The 16,321-nt window shown below is 46.4% G+C and carries 13 protein-coding genes, 1 tRNA gene and 2 rRNA genes; 5 read left to right on the top strand and 11 right to left on the bottom strand.

What is annotated here, in order from left to right:
- The first annotated feature begins 254 nt into the window (after positions 1 to 254).
- Together BC343_RS04280 and rrf are read left to right on the top strand one after the other, a co-directional pair.
- Positions 255 to 3,131 (top strand): 23S ribosomal RNA (locus BC343_RS04280).
- A gap of 180 nt (positions 3,132 to 3,311) precedes the next feature.
- Positions 3,312 to 3,423: ribosomal RNA gene (rrf, locus tag BC343_RS04275) — 5S ribosomal RNA — on the top strand.
- Positions 3,424 to 3,787: 364 nt separating this feature from the next.
- On the opposite strand, the gene BC343_RS04270 is transcribed toward rrf, so the two are convergent.
- From BC343_RS04270 to pyrE, 5 genes are all read right to left on the bottom strand, one after another.
- A tRNA-Lys gene (locus BC343_RS04270) sits at positions 3,788 to 3,860 on the bottom strand.
- A 63-nt stretch (positions 3,861 to 3,923) separates the two neighbouring features.
- Entirely contained in the window at positions 3,924 to 4,739 is an 816-nt protein-coding gene (locus BC343_RS04265; RefSeq protein WP_078346458.1) for a carboxypeptidase-like regulatory domain-containing protein, read from the bottom strand.
- Positions 4,740 to 4,851: 112 nt separating this feature from the next.
- Positions 4,852 to 6,474 (bottom strand): ABC-F family ATP-binding cassette domain-containing protein, encoded by a 1,623-nt coding sequence (locus tag BC343_RS04260; RefSeq protein WP_078346457.1) that lies wholly within the window; start codon positions 6,472 to 6,474, stop codon positions 4,852 to 4,854.
- 503 nt (positions 6,475 to 6,977) lie between these two features.
- Positions 6,978 to 7,373, bottom strand: coding sequence for an orotate phosphoribosyltransferase (locus tag BC343_RS04255; protein WP_078346456.1), 396 nt, complete (start codon positions 7,371 to 7,373; stop codon positions 6,978 to 6,980).
- 3 nt (positions 7,374 to 7,376) lie between these two features.
- A complete protein-coding gene (gene pyrE / locus BC343_RS04250; protein WP_078346455.1) occupies positions 7,377 to 8,018 on the bottom strand; it encodes an orotate phosphoribosyltransferase in 642 nt (213 codons plus the stop codon).
- Between the two features lie 106 nt (positions 8,019 to 8,124).
- Here pyrE and BC343_RS04245 point away from each other — a divergent pair, with 106 nt between their 5' ends.
- A complete protein-coding gene (locus BC343_RS04245; RefSeq protein WP_238381695.1) occupies positions 8,125 to 8,649 on the top strand; it encodes an NUDIX hydrolase in 525 nt (174 codons plus the stop codon).
- Here BC343_RS04245 and coaD read toward each other — a convergent pair.
- From coaD to nudK, 3 genes are all read right to left on the bottom strand, one after another.
- Positions 8,624 to 9,085 (bottom strand): pantetheine-phosphate adenylyltransferase, encoded by a 462-nt coding sequence (gene coaD, locus BC343_RS04240; protein WP_078346453.1) that lies wholly within the window; start codon positions 9,083 to 9,085, stop codon positions 8,624 to 8,626. The genes BC343_RS04245 and coaD overlap by 26 nt on opposite strands.
- Before the next feature lie 78 nt (positions 9,086 to 9,163).
- Complete coding sequence (locus BC343_RS04235) at positions 9,164 to 9,538, bottom strand: DUF4406 domain-containing protein (RefSeq protein WP_238381694.1); 375 nt, start codon at positions 9,536 to 9,538, stop codon at positions 9,164 to 9,166.
- Positions 9,535 to 10,113, bottom strand: a complete 579-nt coding sequence (gene nudK / locus BC343_RS04230; RefSeq protein WP_078346452.1) for a GDP-mannose pyrophosphatase NudK — start codon at positions 10,111 to 10,113, stop codon at positions 9,535 to 9,537. Before nudK ends, BC343_RS04235 begins: the two co-directional genes overlap by 4 nt.
- 59 nt (positions 10,114 to 10,172) lie before the next feature.
- On the opposite strand from nudK, the gene BC343_RS04225 reads away from it, so the two are divergent.
- The gene (locus BC343_RS04225) at positions 10,173 to 10,919 is read left to right on the top strand and encodes a DeoR/GlpR family DNA-binding transcription regulator (protein ID WP_078346451.1); all 747 of its coding nucleotides are present in this window, start codon (positions 10,173 to 10,175) and stop codon (positions 10,917 to 10,919) included.
- Between the two features lie 3 nt (positions 10,920 to 10,922).
- Here the strand turns inward: BC343_RS04225 and BC343_RS04220 are convergent, their stop codons facing one another.
- From BC343_RS04220 to BC343_RS04210, 3 genes are all read right to left on the bottom strand, one after another.
- The gene (locus tag BC343_RS04220; RefSeq protein ID WP_078346450.1) at positions 10,923 to 13,271 is read right to left on the bottom strand and encodes an alpha-L-rhamnosidase-related protein; all 2,349 of its coding nucleotides are present in this window, start codon (positions 13,269 to 13,271) and stop codon (positions 10,923 to 10,925) included.
- A 200-nt stretch (positions 13,272 to 13,471) separates the two neighbouring features.
- Positions 13,472 to 14,017, bottom strand: coding sequence for a 16S rRNA (guanine(966)-N(2))-methyltransferase RsmD (gene rsmD / locus BC343_RS04215; protein ID WP_078346449.1), 546 nt, complete (start codon positions 14,015 to 14,017; stop codon positions 13,472 to 13,474).
- Entirely contained in the window at positions 13,993 to 14,805 is an 813-nt protein-coding gene (locus BC343_RS04210; RefSeq protein WP_078346448.1) for a DUF3822 family protein, read from the bottom strand. The genes rsmD and BC343_RS04210 overlap by 25 nt, the downstream gene beginning before the upstream one ends.
- Positions 14,806 to 14,874: 69 nt before the next feature.
- Between BC343_RS04210 and BC343_RS04205 the strand changes: the two genes are divergently transcribed.
- Positions 14,875 to 16,284, top strand: coding sequence for an ATP-dependent DNA helicase (locus BC343_RS04205; protein WP_143822054.1), 1,410 nt, complete (start codon positions 14,875 to 14,877; stop codon positions 16,282 to 16,284).
- Positions 16,285 to 16,321: the final 37 nt, after the last annotated feature.

Below are 16,321 nucleotides of genomic sequence, written 5' to 3'. Positions count from 1 at the left end.
TCAACGGTTCGAATCCGTTATTCTCCACGCTTTTCAGTAGGCAGTATACAGTTAACAGTAAGCAGTTTTATGCTGCACACTGCGAACCGGGAACTGCAAACTGAAGAAACGTTCTTTGACATATTGGAAGAAGTAAAATTGAAGAGAAAACAACAGTAGAGGGCTGTTGCAGGCTCAGATTGTTAGCAATGACATGAAGACGGCAACACGAATCAAAAAGCATACAGTGCTGAGCAAAAGCAGCACAAGTATAGAAGAAAGTAAATAAGGGTACACGGGGGATGCCTTGGCTCTCAGAGGCGATGAAGGACGTGATAAGCTGCGATAAGCCCCGGGGATTAGCAAATATGATTTAATCCGGGGATTTCCGAATGGGGCAACCTAACTATTTGAAGAATAGTTGCAATAGCGCAAACCTGCTGAACTGAAACATCTAAGTAAGCAGAGGAAGAGAAAATAATAATGATTTCCAGAGTAGTGGCGAGCGAAATGGAAGAAGCCCAAACCATATATGTTACGGCATATATGGGGTTGTAGGGCCACAACATGACTACTAAAATGAACCGGAACGGGGTGGGAAACCCGGCCATAGAGCATGAGAGCTGCGTACGGGTAAGTAATAGTAAGATAGTGGTACCCTGAGTACCGCGAGGTCGGAGACGCCTTGTGGGAATCTGCCGGCACCATCCGGTAAGGCTAAATACTCCTGAGAGACCGATAGTGGACCAGTACCGTGAGGGAAAGGTGAAAAGAACCCCGAACAGGGGAGTGAAATAGAACCTGAAACCGTGTACTTACAAGCGGTCGGAGCACTGTAAAGTGTGACGGCGTGCCTTTTGCATAATGAGCCTACGAGTTACTCTTCTCTGGCAAGGTTAAGTGCTTCAGGCACGGATCCGAAGCGAAAGCGAGTCTGAATAGGGCGTATAGTCAGAGGAGGTAGACGCGAAACCTTGTGATCTACCCATGGGCAGGTTGAAGGTGCCGTAACAGGTACTGGAGGACCGAACCGATAAACGTTGAAAAGTTTCCGGATGACTTGTGGGTAGGGGTGAAAGGCTAATCAAACTGGGAAATAGCTCGTACTCCCCGAAATGTTTTTAGGAACAGCGTGATGGTAAAGTTATATAGAGGTAGAGCTACTGATTGGGTGCGGGGGAGTCAAATCCTACCAAATCCAGACAAACTCCGAATGCTATATAATATACATTGCAGTGAGGCTATGGGTGCTAAGGTCCATGGCCGAGAGGGAAAGAACCCAGACCATCAGCTAAGGTCCCCAAATTAACGCTAAGTTGAACTAACGAGGTCCGGCTGCACAGACAGCTAGGATGTTGGCTTGGAAGCAGCCATTCATTTAAAGAGTGCGTAACAGCTCACTAGTCGAGCGGCCGGGCATGGATAATAAACGGGCATTAAGCGTTATACCGAAGCTATGGATTACAATTAATTGTACTGGTAGGGGAGCATTCTAATTGCCGGAGAAGCAGGAAGGACAACTGACTGTGGAGGAATTAGAAAAGCAAATGTAGGCATAAGTAACGATAAGGCGGGAGAGAAACCCGCCCACCGAAAGACTAAGGTTTCCTGATCAACGCTAATCGGATCAGGGTTAGTCGGGGCCTAAGGTGAAGCCGAAGGGCGTAGCCGATGGACAACTGGTTAATATTCCAGTACTTTTTATAATTGCGACGCAGTGACGGAGTAGTGAAACTGGCGCGTGCTGACGGAATAGCACGTTAAAGGCTGTAGGTATAGGTTTGGTAGTTAAGTACGCCAGATTTGCTGAACGCTGATAGTACACCGAGCCTTCGGGTAAGGTGATAGCCCAGGTAACCAGGCTTCCAAGAAAACCTGCTAAGCTTCAGATTATAAAAACCCGTACCGTAAACCGACACAGGTAGTCGAGGAGAGGATCCTAAGGTGCTCGAGTGAATCATGGCTAAGGAACTCGGCAAAATGGCCCTGTAACTTCGGGAGAAGGGGCGCTGGTAGCAATATCAGCCGCAGTGAAAAGGCCCAGGCGACTGTTTAACAAAAACACATGGCTATGCAAAATCGAAAGATGACGTATATGGCCTGACACCTGCCCGGTGCCGGAAGGTTAAGAGGGGATGTTAGTCGCAAGGCGAAGCATTGAATCGAAGCCCCGGTAAACGGCGGCCGTAACTATAACGGTCCTAAGGTAGCGAAATTCCTTGTCGGGTAAGTTCCGACCTGCACGAATGGTGTAACGATCTGGGCGCTGTCTCAGCCATGAGCTCGGTGAAATTGTGGTATCGGTGAAGACGCCGGTTACCCGCAACGGGACGGAAAGACCCCATGCACCTTCACTACAACTTAACATTGATATCGGATACAGGATGTGTAGGATAGGTGGGAGGCTGTGATCTGGATTCGCTAGGATTCAGTTAGCCAACGTTGAAATACCACCCTTTCTGTATTTGGTGTCTAACTCTGCAAAGCGGAGGACATTGTTTGGCGGGTAGTTTGACTGGGGTGGTCGCCTCCAAAAAGGTAACGGAGGCTTTCAAAGGTAAGCTCAGTACGCTTGGTAACCGTACGCGGAGTGCAATAGCATAAGCTTGCTTGACAGTGAGGCAGACAAGCCGAGCTGGGTCGAAAGACGGATATAGTGATCCGGTGGTTCTGCATGGAAGGGCCATCGCTCAAAGGATAAAAGGTACGCTGGGGATAACAGGCTGATCTCCCCCAAGAGCTCATATCGACGGGGAGGTTTGGCACCTCGATGTCGGCTCGTCACATCCTGGGGCTGGAGAAGGTCCCAAGGGTTGAGCTGTTCGCTCATTAAAGTGGCACGCGAGCTGGGTTCAGAACGTCGCGAGACAGTTCGGTCCCTATCTGTTGTGGGCGTTGGAAGTTTGAGTGGGGCTGACCTTAGTACGAGAGGACCGGGTTGGACTAACCTCTGGTGAATCTGTTATGCCGCCAGGTGTACTGCAGAGTAGCTACGTTGGGAATAGATAAGCGCTGAAAGCATCTAAGTGCGAAACTAGCCACAAGATGAGACTTCCATTGAGGATCGTAGCAGACTACTACGTTGATAGGTTACAGGTCTAAAGATGGCGACATCAAAGCCGAGTAATACTAATAATCCGAAGCTTTCTCATAGCAGGTAAATAGGGTGGCGGCTCTGCCGCTGCCCGAACACAAAGCTGTTGTTTTCTCTCGAAATTACTTCTTTCAATAATATGTCAAGTTATAGTGAATGGAGAATACTTGATTGAGTGGGTAGTTATTGAACTCTACAACCACTCACCGCTTAACCCCTCACTACTAACTAAAAATATTCAGGTGCCTATATCGGCGGTGTCCACCTCTTCCCATTCCGAACAGAGAAGTTAAGCCCGCCAGAGCCGATGGTACTGCAGTAAAATGTGGGAGAGTAGGTCGGTGCCAACCTTTAAACAAGCCTTGTGTAGTAATACATGAGGCTTTGTTGTTTTATAAGGTTTTCCGAGTCGCCATCTTTTACGGTGAGGATAGCTATCCCAAAGCTATTGCTCCACAATTCGATGGACATCTAAGAGAAATTTACCGTTCATGTAAAGCATTCAGAATTCTATATAGACCTACAAGGTACTTGCGGCTCTTAAATATTAAAATCTCATGAGGTTGAGTGGAGTGTTTTGGAGTTTATAATTTACTCCGTTTGTAGCCCAACAGCTGTATTCTTATCAGGGATCACAGTTAAGATTAGGGTAGCATATCAAATAAAATCACATAAAAAAGCCTCGCATCAATTTTGATGCAAGGCTTTTTTATGTGACCCCGGAGAGATTCGAACTCTCGACCCAATGATTAAGAGTCATTTGCTCTACCAGCTGAGCTACGGAGTCGGGTGTGTTATTTTTAGCGGGTTGCAAATATACGGTTTTATTGTATTTCGCAAAATGCGTGGCTTAATATTCTGCCAGTATATTAAACCCCATGCCGGCTATGCCAATTTTTTCCCACTTCGCCTGGCTGGTTTCGCGGGCAATTACCGAGCCCGCTAAAAATTTGGCCGAAAACATAATTCCGTGCCCGCGCGAATTTTTTATCCATTCCAGCGTAACAATAAATTTATCTTCTACCACTATAAAGTAAGGCTCCAGGTTTACGCTAACGCTTTTGTCGCCTTTGTGTACGGTTACAAATATGCTTTCCTGTTGTATAGGCTTGCCGGGCAAACCATCTTCAACGCTGTAGAAGTTAAGGCGCATCATTACCGAATCGGTTACATCGCCGGATATAGAAGCATTGAACCTTTTAAGGTAGGTTGGCGATTTTTTTATTTTGATGATGGTGCCTATCTCGTTGCCCAATTTGTTGCTGGTGAAGCCCGCGTTGGTGCCTTGTGAGGTAGTGGTATTGCCCAACACCACTTGCTTCCATTTATGGTTGCTCACTTTTACTTCCTTTATTTCGCGTACATCGGGCTGCAGGGCGATGGTTTTGTAGCTGTTGTAACTCTTCCTGAATTCTGATACCAGGTAGGCTTGCGGCTTATAGCCTATCATAGATATACGCAGGCTATCCGCATCGTGATTGGTAAAGGATATGCTGTATTTACCTGTGGCATCGGTAACAGTACCTTCGGCTTTGCCAATTATACCTACGTTAACATAGGGCAGGGGCTCATTGGTTTTCGCATCTTTTACTATACCATCAAACAATTGTGCTTTGGCGAATAAGCTAACAGACGCGAATAAGGCAGTTAAGAAAAGGTTTCTCATATAAGCAAGACGGTGTTATGTGGCAAATGGTTACGCACTAAAATACGCAAAAAACAAAAGCCCGAAGCTACGTATGCTCCGGGCTTTAAACTTTATTCTTTAAGCTTTTGGCTTATGCGTACATTTCGTCGCGTAGTTTTTGCACGGCTTCGCTGCTGATGTATTCGTCGTAACTCATCAGTTTATCAATAACACCGCCCGGCGTTAACTCAATAACACGGTTGGCAACGGTTTCTACCAGTTCATGATCTCGTGAGGTGAACAGGATAGTGCCACGGAAATCTTTCATGCCGTTGTTGAGGGCCGTGATCGATTCCAGGTCCAGGTGGTTGGTAGGCTCATCAAACATCAGCAGGTTGGCTTGCTGCAGCATCATGCGGCTGAACATGCAGCGCATTTTTTCGCCACCCGATAGCACGCTGGCTTTTTTCAGTACTTCTTCGCCACTGAACAGCATTCGGCCCAAAAAGCCACGGATAAACTGGTCGTCTTTCTCGCCCGGCGAGTATTCGCGCAGCCAGTCTATCAGGTTCTCGTTCTTGCCTTTGAAGTACTCCGCGCTATCGATAGGTATGTCGGCATAGTTTATAGTAACGCCCCATTTAAAGGTTCCTTTATCGGCAGTTTCGCGGCCAGTTAAAATATCGTAGAAGGCTGTGCTGGTCAAACTGTTGTTAGATAGAATAGCAATTTTATCGCCTTTGTTTACGTGGATATTTATACCTGCAAAAAGTACCTCACCGTTAAGCGTTTTGCTCAAATTCTCAACCTGCAGTATTTGGTCGCCTGCCTCGCGGCCCAGGTTGTTGAAAATGATGCCCGGGTATTTACGGTTAGATGGCTGTATCTCATCCAGGTTAATTTTATCCAGGGCCTTTTTACGGCTGGTTGCCTGTTTAGATTTTGATGCGTTGGCGCTAAAGCGGCGGATGAACTCCTGTAACTCCTTCACGCGATCTTCCATCTTCTTGTTTTGGTCGGCACGTTGTTTCAGTGCCAATTGGCTCGATTCGTACCAGAAGGTGTAGTTACCAGTATAAATGGTCATCTTGGCAAAATCAATATCCACAACGTGCGTACAAACAGTATCCAGGAAGTGCCTGTCGTGCGATACTACCAGTACAATGGCTTCGTACGACGCCAGGAAGTCTTCCAGCCAGCTTACCGTATGTATATCCAAATCGTTGGTAGGCTCATCCAGCAGCAGTATATCCGGCTTGCCGAAAAGTGCCTGAGCTAACAACACGCGTACTTTTTGGGTGTTATCCAGGTCTTTCACCAATTGGTAATGGAACTCTTCTTTAATGCCGAGGTTGCTCAGTAGGGTAGCGGCGTTGCTTTCGGCATTCCAGCCATCCATTTCTGCAAAAAGGTTTTCCAGTTCGCCTGCACGTTCGCCATCTGCATCGGTAAAATCTTCTTTCAGGTAAATGGCGTCCTTTTCCTTCATTACAGCGTACATCTCCTTGTGGCCCATCATAACGGCCTCCAAAACGGTAAACTCGTCAAAGGCGTAGTGGTTTTGGCTTAAAACCGCCATACGTTCACCGGGAGTAAAGGCAACCGAACCGGTTGTTGGCTCAATTTCTTTAGATAATATCTTCAGGAAGGTTGATTTACCCGCACCGTTGGCGCCGATTATACCGTAGCAGTTGCCCTGCGTGAACTTTAAATTTACGTCTTCGAACAGCGTACGCTTACCGTAACGAAGGGAGAGATTAGATACCGTTATCATGACAGTTATAATTTCCGCAAAAATACGGTTAAATACTTAATTTTTTAGCATGAAAATACTTAGTGTATTGTTAACGTCTTCAGAAATTACCCGTTACAACATCTGCCATTAAAAATTCCGTAAAAATTCAACTAAAAATTGTGGGTTTTATAGCTATTTCAGCTATAAATTGCCAAGAAAAAAACATTTGAAGTGTATAAATGACATTCCCCAAAATCTCCCCAATTGGTGTGTAAACTATTACCCAAAATACTTTGGAATATGGAAACTAAATGCAATTTTAGAGCGTTGATACACACAAAAACCAATTCTACCTATTTTGGAACAACCTTTGACTTGAGTATTTGCAGGAACTTATTTATTTAAACTAATTGTCAAAAGTTATGGGATCAGTTATCATTTGTTTGGTTGTCATTAATGTAGTGATGGCCTTACGCAACAACCAGGAAAGCGAAGTATATTAAGTATATATAATACACTTATGCCCCCAACAAAGCCAAAAGTTAACCGAGTATTTCGGCTAATTTTTGGCTTTCGTTTTCTGTAAGCTTTTGTAAAGGTGCCGATGCCATCATCTTCATCAGCATATTAAGGTTAGCTGTAATGGTAAAAGTAGCGGTAGTTGCGCCGTTGGCTTCTTCCAGCACCCATTTCAACTCCATATCAAATGGCGGCTTTTCTGCCGGGATGATAACAATCTCTTTGTCAGCAACACGGCTGCTTATTTTGAGGCTCAGCTTGGTGATGTTCTGTATCTCAAAACTCGCCACATCAGCATCAGAGGTCCAGCCAATAACATTATCAGGCATTAGTTGCCCGTGGTTATTCATAACGGCTAAAAAGGCGTAAACCTCGCCAATAGGCTTGGCAATGGTTGCCTTGCTTTCAAATACGCTCATGATTTATTGTCCCCAGGTAGATGGTGATTCGCGCCATTGTTTTAATAACTCAATGTCGCCTTCAGAGATGTATTGTTTTTCGCCGGCGTATTTAATAAGGGCGTTGTAGTTTGATAGCGTAACGTAAGGGCATTTGGCGTTTTTGAAGTTTTCTTCGGCCACATCGAAACCGTAGCTGAAGATGGCGGCAAGGCCCGCAACGTTATAACCGGCATCGCGCAGGGCGGTAACGGCTTGCAGGCTGCTTTTACCGGTAGATATCAGGTCTTCTAAAACCACTACGCGTTTATCGGTTGATATTTCGCCCTCAATTAAACTGCCTGTGCCGTGCTCTTTTGCTTTAGAGCGTACATAAATAAATGGCAAGCCCAATTCCTGGGCAACCAATGCTCCCTGCGGTATACCTGCTGTAGCAACACCTGCAATACAGCCCACAGCGCCAAATTTTTCTTGTATGGCAGATGATAGCTGTTGCCTGATGTAAGTGCGGATAGTAGGGAACGAAAGCGTGATGCGGTTATCGCAGTAAATAGGCGATTTCCAGCCTGATGCCCATGTAAAAGGATTATTAGGTTGCAATTTAATTGCTTTAATTTGCAGCAGGAACTCGGCTACTTGCTGTTCGGTTTCACTATTGGTAAACATGGCTCAAAAATACAGAATTTATATTAACCAGAAAGCGATTTTGCTCACCTCTGAACTGCCTGAGCAGGCTGAAAAATTTCAACGGATTGACCCAGAGCACTTTGATTTGAAATTAATTTATCCGTGGGTGTATAACCAGCCCGGCGACTTATTTTACGTTTTAAGCCCCGACCCAAAGGCCGCCATGAAGAAAGCCATGAAAACGGTTAAGCTGGTAGAAGCGGCGGGAGGCCTTGTGCAGCACGAGGATGGTACGCACCTGTTCATTTACCGCAACGAGAAATGGGACCTGCCAAAAGGCAAGCTGGAAAAAGGCGAGAAAACCAAAATAGCCGCCGTGCGCGAGGTGGAGGAGGAGTGTGGCATTAAAGTAGCTAAGCGGGAAGATAAGATCTGTAAAACCTACCATATGTACGAGTGGCGCGGCAAGATAGTGCTCAAAAAGACGCATTGGTACTACATGAAACATAAGGGCAAAGCCAAACTGGTGCCGCAGATAGAGGAGGGCATAACCGCCGTCCGCTTTTTTAACCGCGAACAGGTGGCCGCCATTATTACCAATACCTACCCGTCAATTATTGATGTGCTGGAGGTATCAGAACTGATCAAAGAAAGGGAACTGCCTCTTTAGGCATAAACTGGCTCACATCGCCATTGTAGCGGATAATTTCGCGTACAATGCTGCTGCTGATAGATGAATAGCCAGGTTTGCTCACAATAAATATACTCTCAATGTCGGGCTCCAGTGCGTGGTTCATCTGCGCTATGGCCTTTTCGTATTCAAAATCGCTTACGGTGCGTATGCCGCGTATCATATAATCGGCCCCAATGGTTTTGCAGAAATTTACAGTTAACCCTTCGTAAGCAACCACATGTATGCGTTCGTCGTGCCCGAAGACGGCTCGCAGCATATCCTCGCGTTTGGCTACGCTTAGCAAGCCTTGTTTGCTGGCATTATAGCCAACGCCAATGTAAAACTTATCGAACAAGCCAACGCTGCGTTTCACAATATCCACATGGGCCTTGGTAACAGGATCGAACGAACCGGGGAATAGCGCTATTTTCATAAGCGATGTTTATAGCACCAAATATAGGCGATACTTTATTAAGGTAGTTTTAAATTTTGCAGCAAACAGTAGTTTGCTCTATTCTTCGCCTGCACTTAACAAATCTTCTAACCTATAATATACCTTCAAACCCAAAGCTTTTGCATGCTCCACATCGCCATCGGCACCTTTCGATGCGCCCTTGATGCGTAGTATGGCATCGCAACGGGTTATGAGGCGGCGGGCAATGGGATATGATATTTCCTCATAAATTTCATCACCCGCATATTTACAGCCCGCTTGTTTTAACAGAGGCAGGGCAAACCACTCACCAATGACAGGGATATGCCCGGCGCGGAATAATGGCAGCGCGGCTTCTTCCATGCGTTGCAGGTTTTGCGCCATTAAAATTGGGTCGTCATTAGTGCCTGAGCGATAGGGGCCGGCTATGAGGATGGTCATGGGTTTTGTCATGATAAAAGGTTATTGAGTTTTGCGTGTTGTAAAAGGATTATGGTTTTGGCGTCGCGTATTTCGCCGGTTTTGATCATTTCAAGTGCATCGGCAAATGGCAGTTCTATTACTTCGATATTCTCGTGCTCGTGCTCAGCGCCGCCGCCATCGTTCACTTTCATAGCGTGCTCATATTCTGCAACAAAGAAATACAGTATCTCTGTAACCGACCCCGGCGACATATAAAGCTCAAAGACCTTTTGTGCCGATGATATTTTATAGCCCATTTCTTCCTCGGTTTCGCGGCGGATACATTCTTCGGGGTTATCGTTATCCAATAAACCTGCGCAGCATTCTATCAGCATACCATCCTCATTCCCATTGATATAAGTTGGTAATCTGAATTGCCTGGTGAGGATAACGGTAACCTGCGCTTTGTTATAAAGCAGGATAACCGCGCCGTTCCCACGGTCGTATGCCTCGCGCGATTGGGTGATGGTTGTGCCATCATTTTGTGTGCCCTCAAACGTTACCTTTTTTAGGGTATACCAATTATTAGAGAGTATTTCAGTATTAAGTATCTGGATATTTTTCACTTATAAATGATTGTTTTTGATTGATATTGATTATATTTGAACAAATAACGAATAATAAAATGAACTTTCAAAAACGAAAGCAAAAAATATTTGAGGAGCTTGAGCAACAGGGAGAGGTGGATATCAAAAAGTTAGCTGCCGAATTGGGCATCTCCGAAATAACCGCCCGCCGCGACCTAAACCAACTGGCTGCCGACGGACTACTTTATCGTACACATGGCGGTGCCGTAAAGCATCAGCCCGAACGCCCGTATACCTTCGCCGCTAAAACGGAACAGCATGCTGCCGTAAAGGACGCTATTTGCCGCGTAGCTGCTTCCCAAATTCAGGATGGCGATATTATTTTTATGGATTGCGGCAGTACGGTTTTTCGGCTTTGCCAGTTCATTAAAAACAGAAAGATAAAGGTGATAACAAACTCTTTGCCTGTTATTTATGAATTACATGATAGCGCTGTTGGCATTAATATTATAGGAGGGGAGTTGGATGCCGGAAGGCAGGCCGTGCATGGCAGTACAGCCAATGAGCATATTGCCCGTTACCGCGCCAATAAAGCTTTTTTAGGGGTGGATGGCTTATCTGTTAACGGGCTGTTCGCAAATAGCGAAAAGGAGGCAGACATAACCACGGCGTTCATCAAACACAGCGCTTATATCTACCTCCTTTGCGATGCTGCAAAAATTGGGAAGGAAACTTACCTCAACTTCGCCAAAGCCGATGCCGTTAATGCTATAGTAACCAATGCCCCGGCTGATAAATTAACTGCTTTTGAAGAACAGGGGATTACTATATTAAAAGTTAAGTAAATATCAGATAATCAGCGAATTATTGCCGGCTTTTAAATGGTATTGTTTAGCCTTCCAAACCAGTACGCCGGTTGTGGATTTTGGCAAGCTGATGCTGATTTTCCATTTGCCGTTCTCCAGTTTATAACCTGCCGATACCTTTCCATTAGGGTGTGGTATCTCGCCGCTGATGGATGTTATTTTACCCAAGTGCGGTGTGATCTTCACTTTACCAAAACCCGGCGCATCGCTATCTATACCTAACACGGTACGGAAGAACTCGATATTAGGGCTGGCACCCCATGCATGACAATCCGATCGTGAAGTGTTAATGTCCGAGTATTCAGCCCAGGTAGTTAGGCCCATTTTTATATTATCGCGGTAAATGCCCAACCAATCCATATAGTTTTCGCCCAGGCCGGCTTTTACCAAAGCCATATTTAAATAGTATTTAAAGTAAACAGAGCATTGCGTTAGGCTGGTGTCGCGGAGCATATTATTGGCTACTGTTTTCGAGGCTGCGCCGTTCACCATACCGGTTAATATCGCCAGCGAATTAGCGTGTTGCGAGTAGGTCTTTTTCTCGATATTATCAGCGTACAGATTCTTACCTGCTACCCAATACTTGCGTTGTATGGTGGCCTTTAACTGTGCGGCTTTTTGGTTGTAAAGCTTGGCGTAGTCCTGCATGCCTATTTTGCTTTCCATACCTGCAGCCCACTGGTAGGCCCAAAGCAATTGCAGGTCGTACACGGCTGCGCTACCATCACTGCCATTGATGCCGCCGGCCATATTGCCCGCCCAATCTACAAAGGCCCAGTACGGAGTATCTTTTAACGAGCCATCCGCCTGTTGATATTTGCTAAAGAAATCGAGCACCCCGCGTTCGCCAAGCAGTTTGTCTTTTATAAATTGGTTATCGCCACGGTACATCCAGTAATCGTGCAGCATGCCAATGTACCAAAGCGAGAAAGGCGATATCACCTGCGTACCGCGCGAGGGGTAGCAACTTGCCGTAACACCCTCAGGCAGGCGCGAATGATCCATTTGGGTGAGGGCGTTACGGGCCAGCCTGTCGTCGGTGCTGTTGTAATAGCTTATCATGGCTTGTATGCGGGTATCGCCTATGTACTGCAGTTGCTCGTAATATGGGCAATCGGTATAGGTTTCCCAGGCGTTTAGCCTTGCGGTTCGCCAGCCAATATCCAGCATTTGGCGCATCTCGGGGTTTTCGGCTTTCAGTACCGATGCTTCGCGGAAGGGATAACCCGTGAAGGTTCCGTACAGGTCGTCAATAGTAAGTGACTCATCTTTGGTTTTTACAATAACACGCAGGTAGCGGTAGGTGCGGTAATTCAGCGTGGTGTACGATTGCCCCGCGCTGCCATCAGCGATTATACTATCTATCCGCGCCACAAATTCTTTCCCCTCGGTTTCATTCCGATTGCCTTTAACCACACCACGACTGCCTTTTGCATAAAGCGATTCGGCATAGCCCAATGATATACCGGCATCCTTACCGCCACTAAAGTTGAAGGTAACGTAAGCATTGGTTTCAAAACCCTGGTCGAGCAGTAAAACAGCAGTAGTATTCGCCGGGATGGTTACCTGTGTTTTTTTCTCGGGGAAACCTGCGGGAACTTCAATACCCGTTGCGCTAGGCAGTTTTTGCAGGCGCTGGTACACCATATCGCGAGCGGGAAGTGTAGAGGGCACCAGTGCCCATTCAATACCCCAGGCGTTGCCTTTTAGCCTGCCTTCGGTAAGTTTGGCGGCTTCGTGCCAGTCCTTATCATCAAAAGCAGGAGCCGTCCAGTCGCCTTTTACGGCTTGTGCCATATAAACTATTTCGCCTTTGCTTGCTGCGAAGAAGTAACCCGGCACAGGTTGATGGCCTGCATCGCGCCAGCATTTCCAGCTTTTGTTGGTATTCAGGGCATCTTCTGCCGTTGTATTGCCCTGTAAAATAAAACCGGTACGCACGGTTATCTGCGCTGCAGGGGCAAGGTTGGCTTCGTTCCAAACTAACGCGGCAACGGTATTTTGCCCGGACTGCAGGTAAGGTGCAAGGTCAACGGTTTCGTAATTCCAATTATAAGTATCGCCACGGGCGGGGCCTAATGATACCAGTGTACCGTTCACATAAAGCTTATAGCGGTTATCTGCCGATATATGCACAAAATAAGTAGCAGGTTTAGCTTGCAGGGTTACTTGTTTGCGGAAGTAAAACACCCCGTAAGTATTCCCCGGATCGCCGGGTACGGCTATCCATTCGGCTTTCCATTCCCTTGGTGCAGAAGGTAGTTGTTTGTTTTGGGCAAAAGCAAATGCTTGTGATAATATCAGTAAAAGGCAGGTAAATAAGGCTCTCATTTCAACAGAAAATTGGTTGAGCAAGTATAGATAAAACTTTTAATAAATCGATTTAGCAAATAATTTATTTTTATCTTTTCTCACGCAAAGACGCTAAGGCGCAAAGAAGTTAAGCCATCACGAGATTTCTTTTTGCTTGGCGAGTTAAAATAAATCAGCCAGTACAGAAACTTTGCGTCTTGGCGGCTTTGCATGAATAATTAAACAGCTTCTTCCGCCTTAAAAAAAGAAAACGATGAATGCCCGTACCGTCGCTGCTCCACAAAAGCAGGATGGGAAGATAGATTTTGCATGGATTGATGCTCTACAATGAGCAAGCCGCCGGGTTTCAGCAGTTGTTTGTCGAATACTATTTTAGGTATCTCGGGTATTTTGTTAAGGTCGTACGGTGGGTCAGCAAATACAAGGTCGTATTGCTCGGTTTCCATGGCCAGGTATTTAAATACGTCGGCCTTGAAGGTTTGTATTTGCTTCAAGCCGTGCTGGCGGCTGGTATCTTTCAGGTAAAATACACATTGCTGGCTGCGGTCGACACTGGTAACCTGCGCGGCACCGCGCGATGCAAACTCCATAGAGATGTTACCCGTGCCGCTAAAAAGATCGAGCACGGTAATGTCTTCAAACTCTATCTGGTTAAGCAGGATATTGAACAGCGCCTCTTTTGCCAGATCGGTAGTGGGGCGTACGGGCAGGTTTTTTGGCGGGTTTAACCGCAATCCTTTTAATTTCCCTCCGATGATGCGCATAGCGAAAGTGCAGCAAGGCTAAGTATTTTGTGAGGCGCTACCTGTTCGGGCAGGGTAAGTACGCGGATATCGTTAAGGCGCACTTTGCCAAAAAACTCAGCTAAATAAGTAAAGCCTTTATCAGATGTATTTACATCTCCGCTTAAAACCAGGGTAAGGTTTTCGGGGCTCATGCCCAACTCATCGGCAACAAAGGCGGCAAAATAGGCCAGTTCTTCGTGGCTTTTATACGGGAAGGTGTTGTAAAAACGCAGGCGGTTGTAAGTGAAGTTCAGTATCTCTACGGTACCGTTCTCAATGTTCAGGTAAATGTCGGTACTGGTAGGGTAGTTGTTGGCAATAGCGGTTATCCAGCCTTTGGCACGGTATATCAATTTCTCGTTGGCAAAGGTATCATGCGGGGTACCCACTGTTTCGTCAACTTTGTAAATGATGGTGTTCTTGCCATCTAAAGGCTGGGCAAATACTTTATCGGTTTCGGTAACATCCAACAGGCGGGCCACATTGGCAGCATACTCGTTATCGAACAAGGCCTCGGGCATTAAAGTAAAGCCACCTGCGGTGAGGCCGGTAACCACTTCTTTATAGGGAGCGGTCAAAATCTCTCTTAGGCTTTTGGGGTTACTGAGTTCGCTCAGCGGGCAATTTTCGGCCCAGGCCATTAGTTTTTTCCCTTCGGTAACCGCATAGCTAAAGTTATGCTGGTCTACCTGTAGTAACAAAATGTAATTAGCAGCATCGCCAAGGTTCAACTGCTCGTTGGTGTATTTGTAGTTATGTTCGCTCATGCCGGGGTTTGAACAAAAGTAATATTTTTTCGCACTACTTAATTAACATGTTTATCACCATTTTTGTGTGTGCCGCCTTCAGAATACATATCCTCATCCTTTCCGCACCAGCCCAACGCCCAGCAGGCCGAACTATTTGGCAAGCTGCACCGCTTTTTATTGAGCGAGGAAGGCGACGAGTGCTTTGTGCTGCGTGGCTACGCCGGTACTGGTAAAACTACCGTGGTAGGGGCGCTGGTAAAGGCATTGCAGAATTATCAGTTTAAATCGGTGTTGCTGGCGCCCACCGGCCGTGCAGCCAAGGTAATTACTAATTATAGCGGGCGCAAGGCATTCACCATCCACAAGCGTATCTACCGTAAAAAGTCGGCAGTGAATATGGATGAGGCCTTTAAACTGAACGATAACCTGCAAACCAATACCCTGTTTATTGTAGATGAGGCCTCCATGATATCCGACGAAGCCAGCGGTTTTAATGGCAGCACCCTGCTGCAAGATCTGCTGATGTACGTTTACAACGGCCGCAACTGCAAACTGATGCTGGTGGGCGATACCGCGCAATTACCGCCGGTAGGCTCTATAGAAAGCCCGGCGCTTGACGTAAAATTGCTGCGCGACAAGTTTCTGCTGGATGTGCACAGCTACGAACTTACCGACGTGCTGCGCCAGCAACGCGACTCGGGCATATTATATAACGTTACCGAGGTGCGCGACATCATCCGTCGCGAAGAAGAAAGCTACCCGCAGATTGTTACCGATGGCTTTAAAGATGTGATCCGTATGAACGGTGCCGACCTGGAGGAAGCCCTGAACAATGCCTATTATAAATACGGATACGATGGCACGTTGGTGATATGCCGAAGCAACAAAAACGCTAACCAATATAACGGCCAAATACGTAACCGCATCCTGATGCGGGAGGAAGAACTCACCGGCGGCGACCAACTCATGATAGTACGCAACAATTACTTTTGGTTGCAAACTGAGGAGGAGCAAAGCACGGCTTTTATTGCCAACGGAGATATTGTAAAACTGCGCAAAGTGCGCCGCATGGAAGAAATGTACGGCTTCAGGTTTGCCGATGTGCAACTGGAGTTTATTGATTATGCTGAAGACCCGGTACTGGATTGTAAGATACTGCTGGACACCATCTATTCCGAATCGCCGGCGTTAACGCCCGATAATCAAAAGCGCCTTTATTTGGAGGCCATGAAGGATTACGACCATATCCCCAACAAACGCGCCAAGCACGAAGAATTGAAAAAGAACCCTTATTACAACGCCCTGCAGGTAAAATTTGCCTATGCCATCACCTGCCACAAAGCCCAGGGCGGCCAATGGGAAGCCGTGTTTGTAGACCAGGGTTACCTAACCGAAGAAATGGTGAATACCGATTTCCTGAGATGGTTTTATACGGCATGTACAAGGGCCACGGAAAAATTGTATTTGGTGAATTTTAATGAAAAGTTCTATGTTTAGTTCACTGGTTCATTAGCCATTAGTTCATTGGTGGTTT

Source organism: Mucilaginibacter pedocola (assembly GCF_002013915.1).
GTDB lineage: Bacteria > Bacteroidota > Bacteroidia > Sphingobacteriales > Sphingobacteriaceae > Mucilaginibacter > Mucilaginibacter pedocola.
This window is presented reverse-complemented; position numbering and strand designations above follow the sequence as displayed.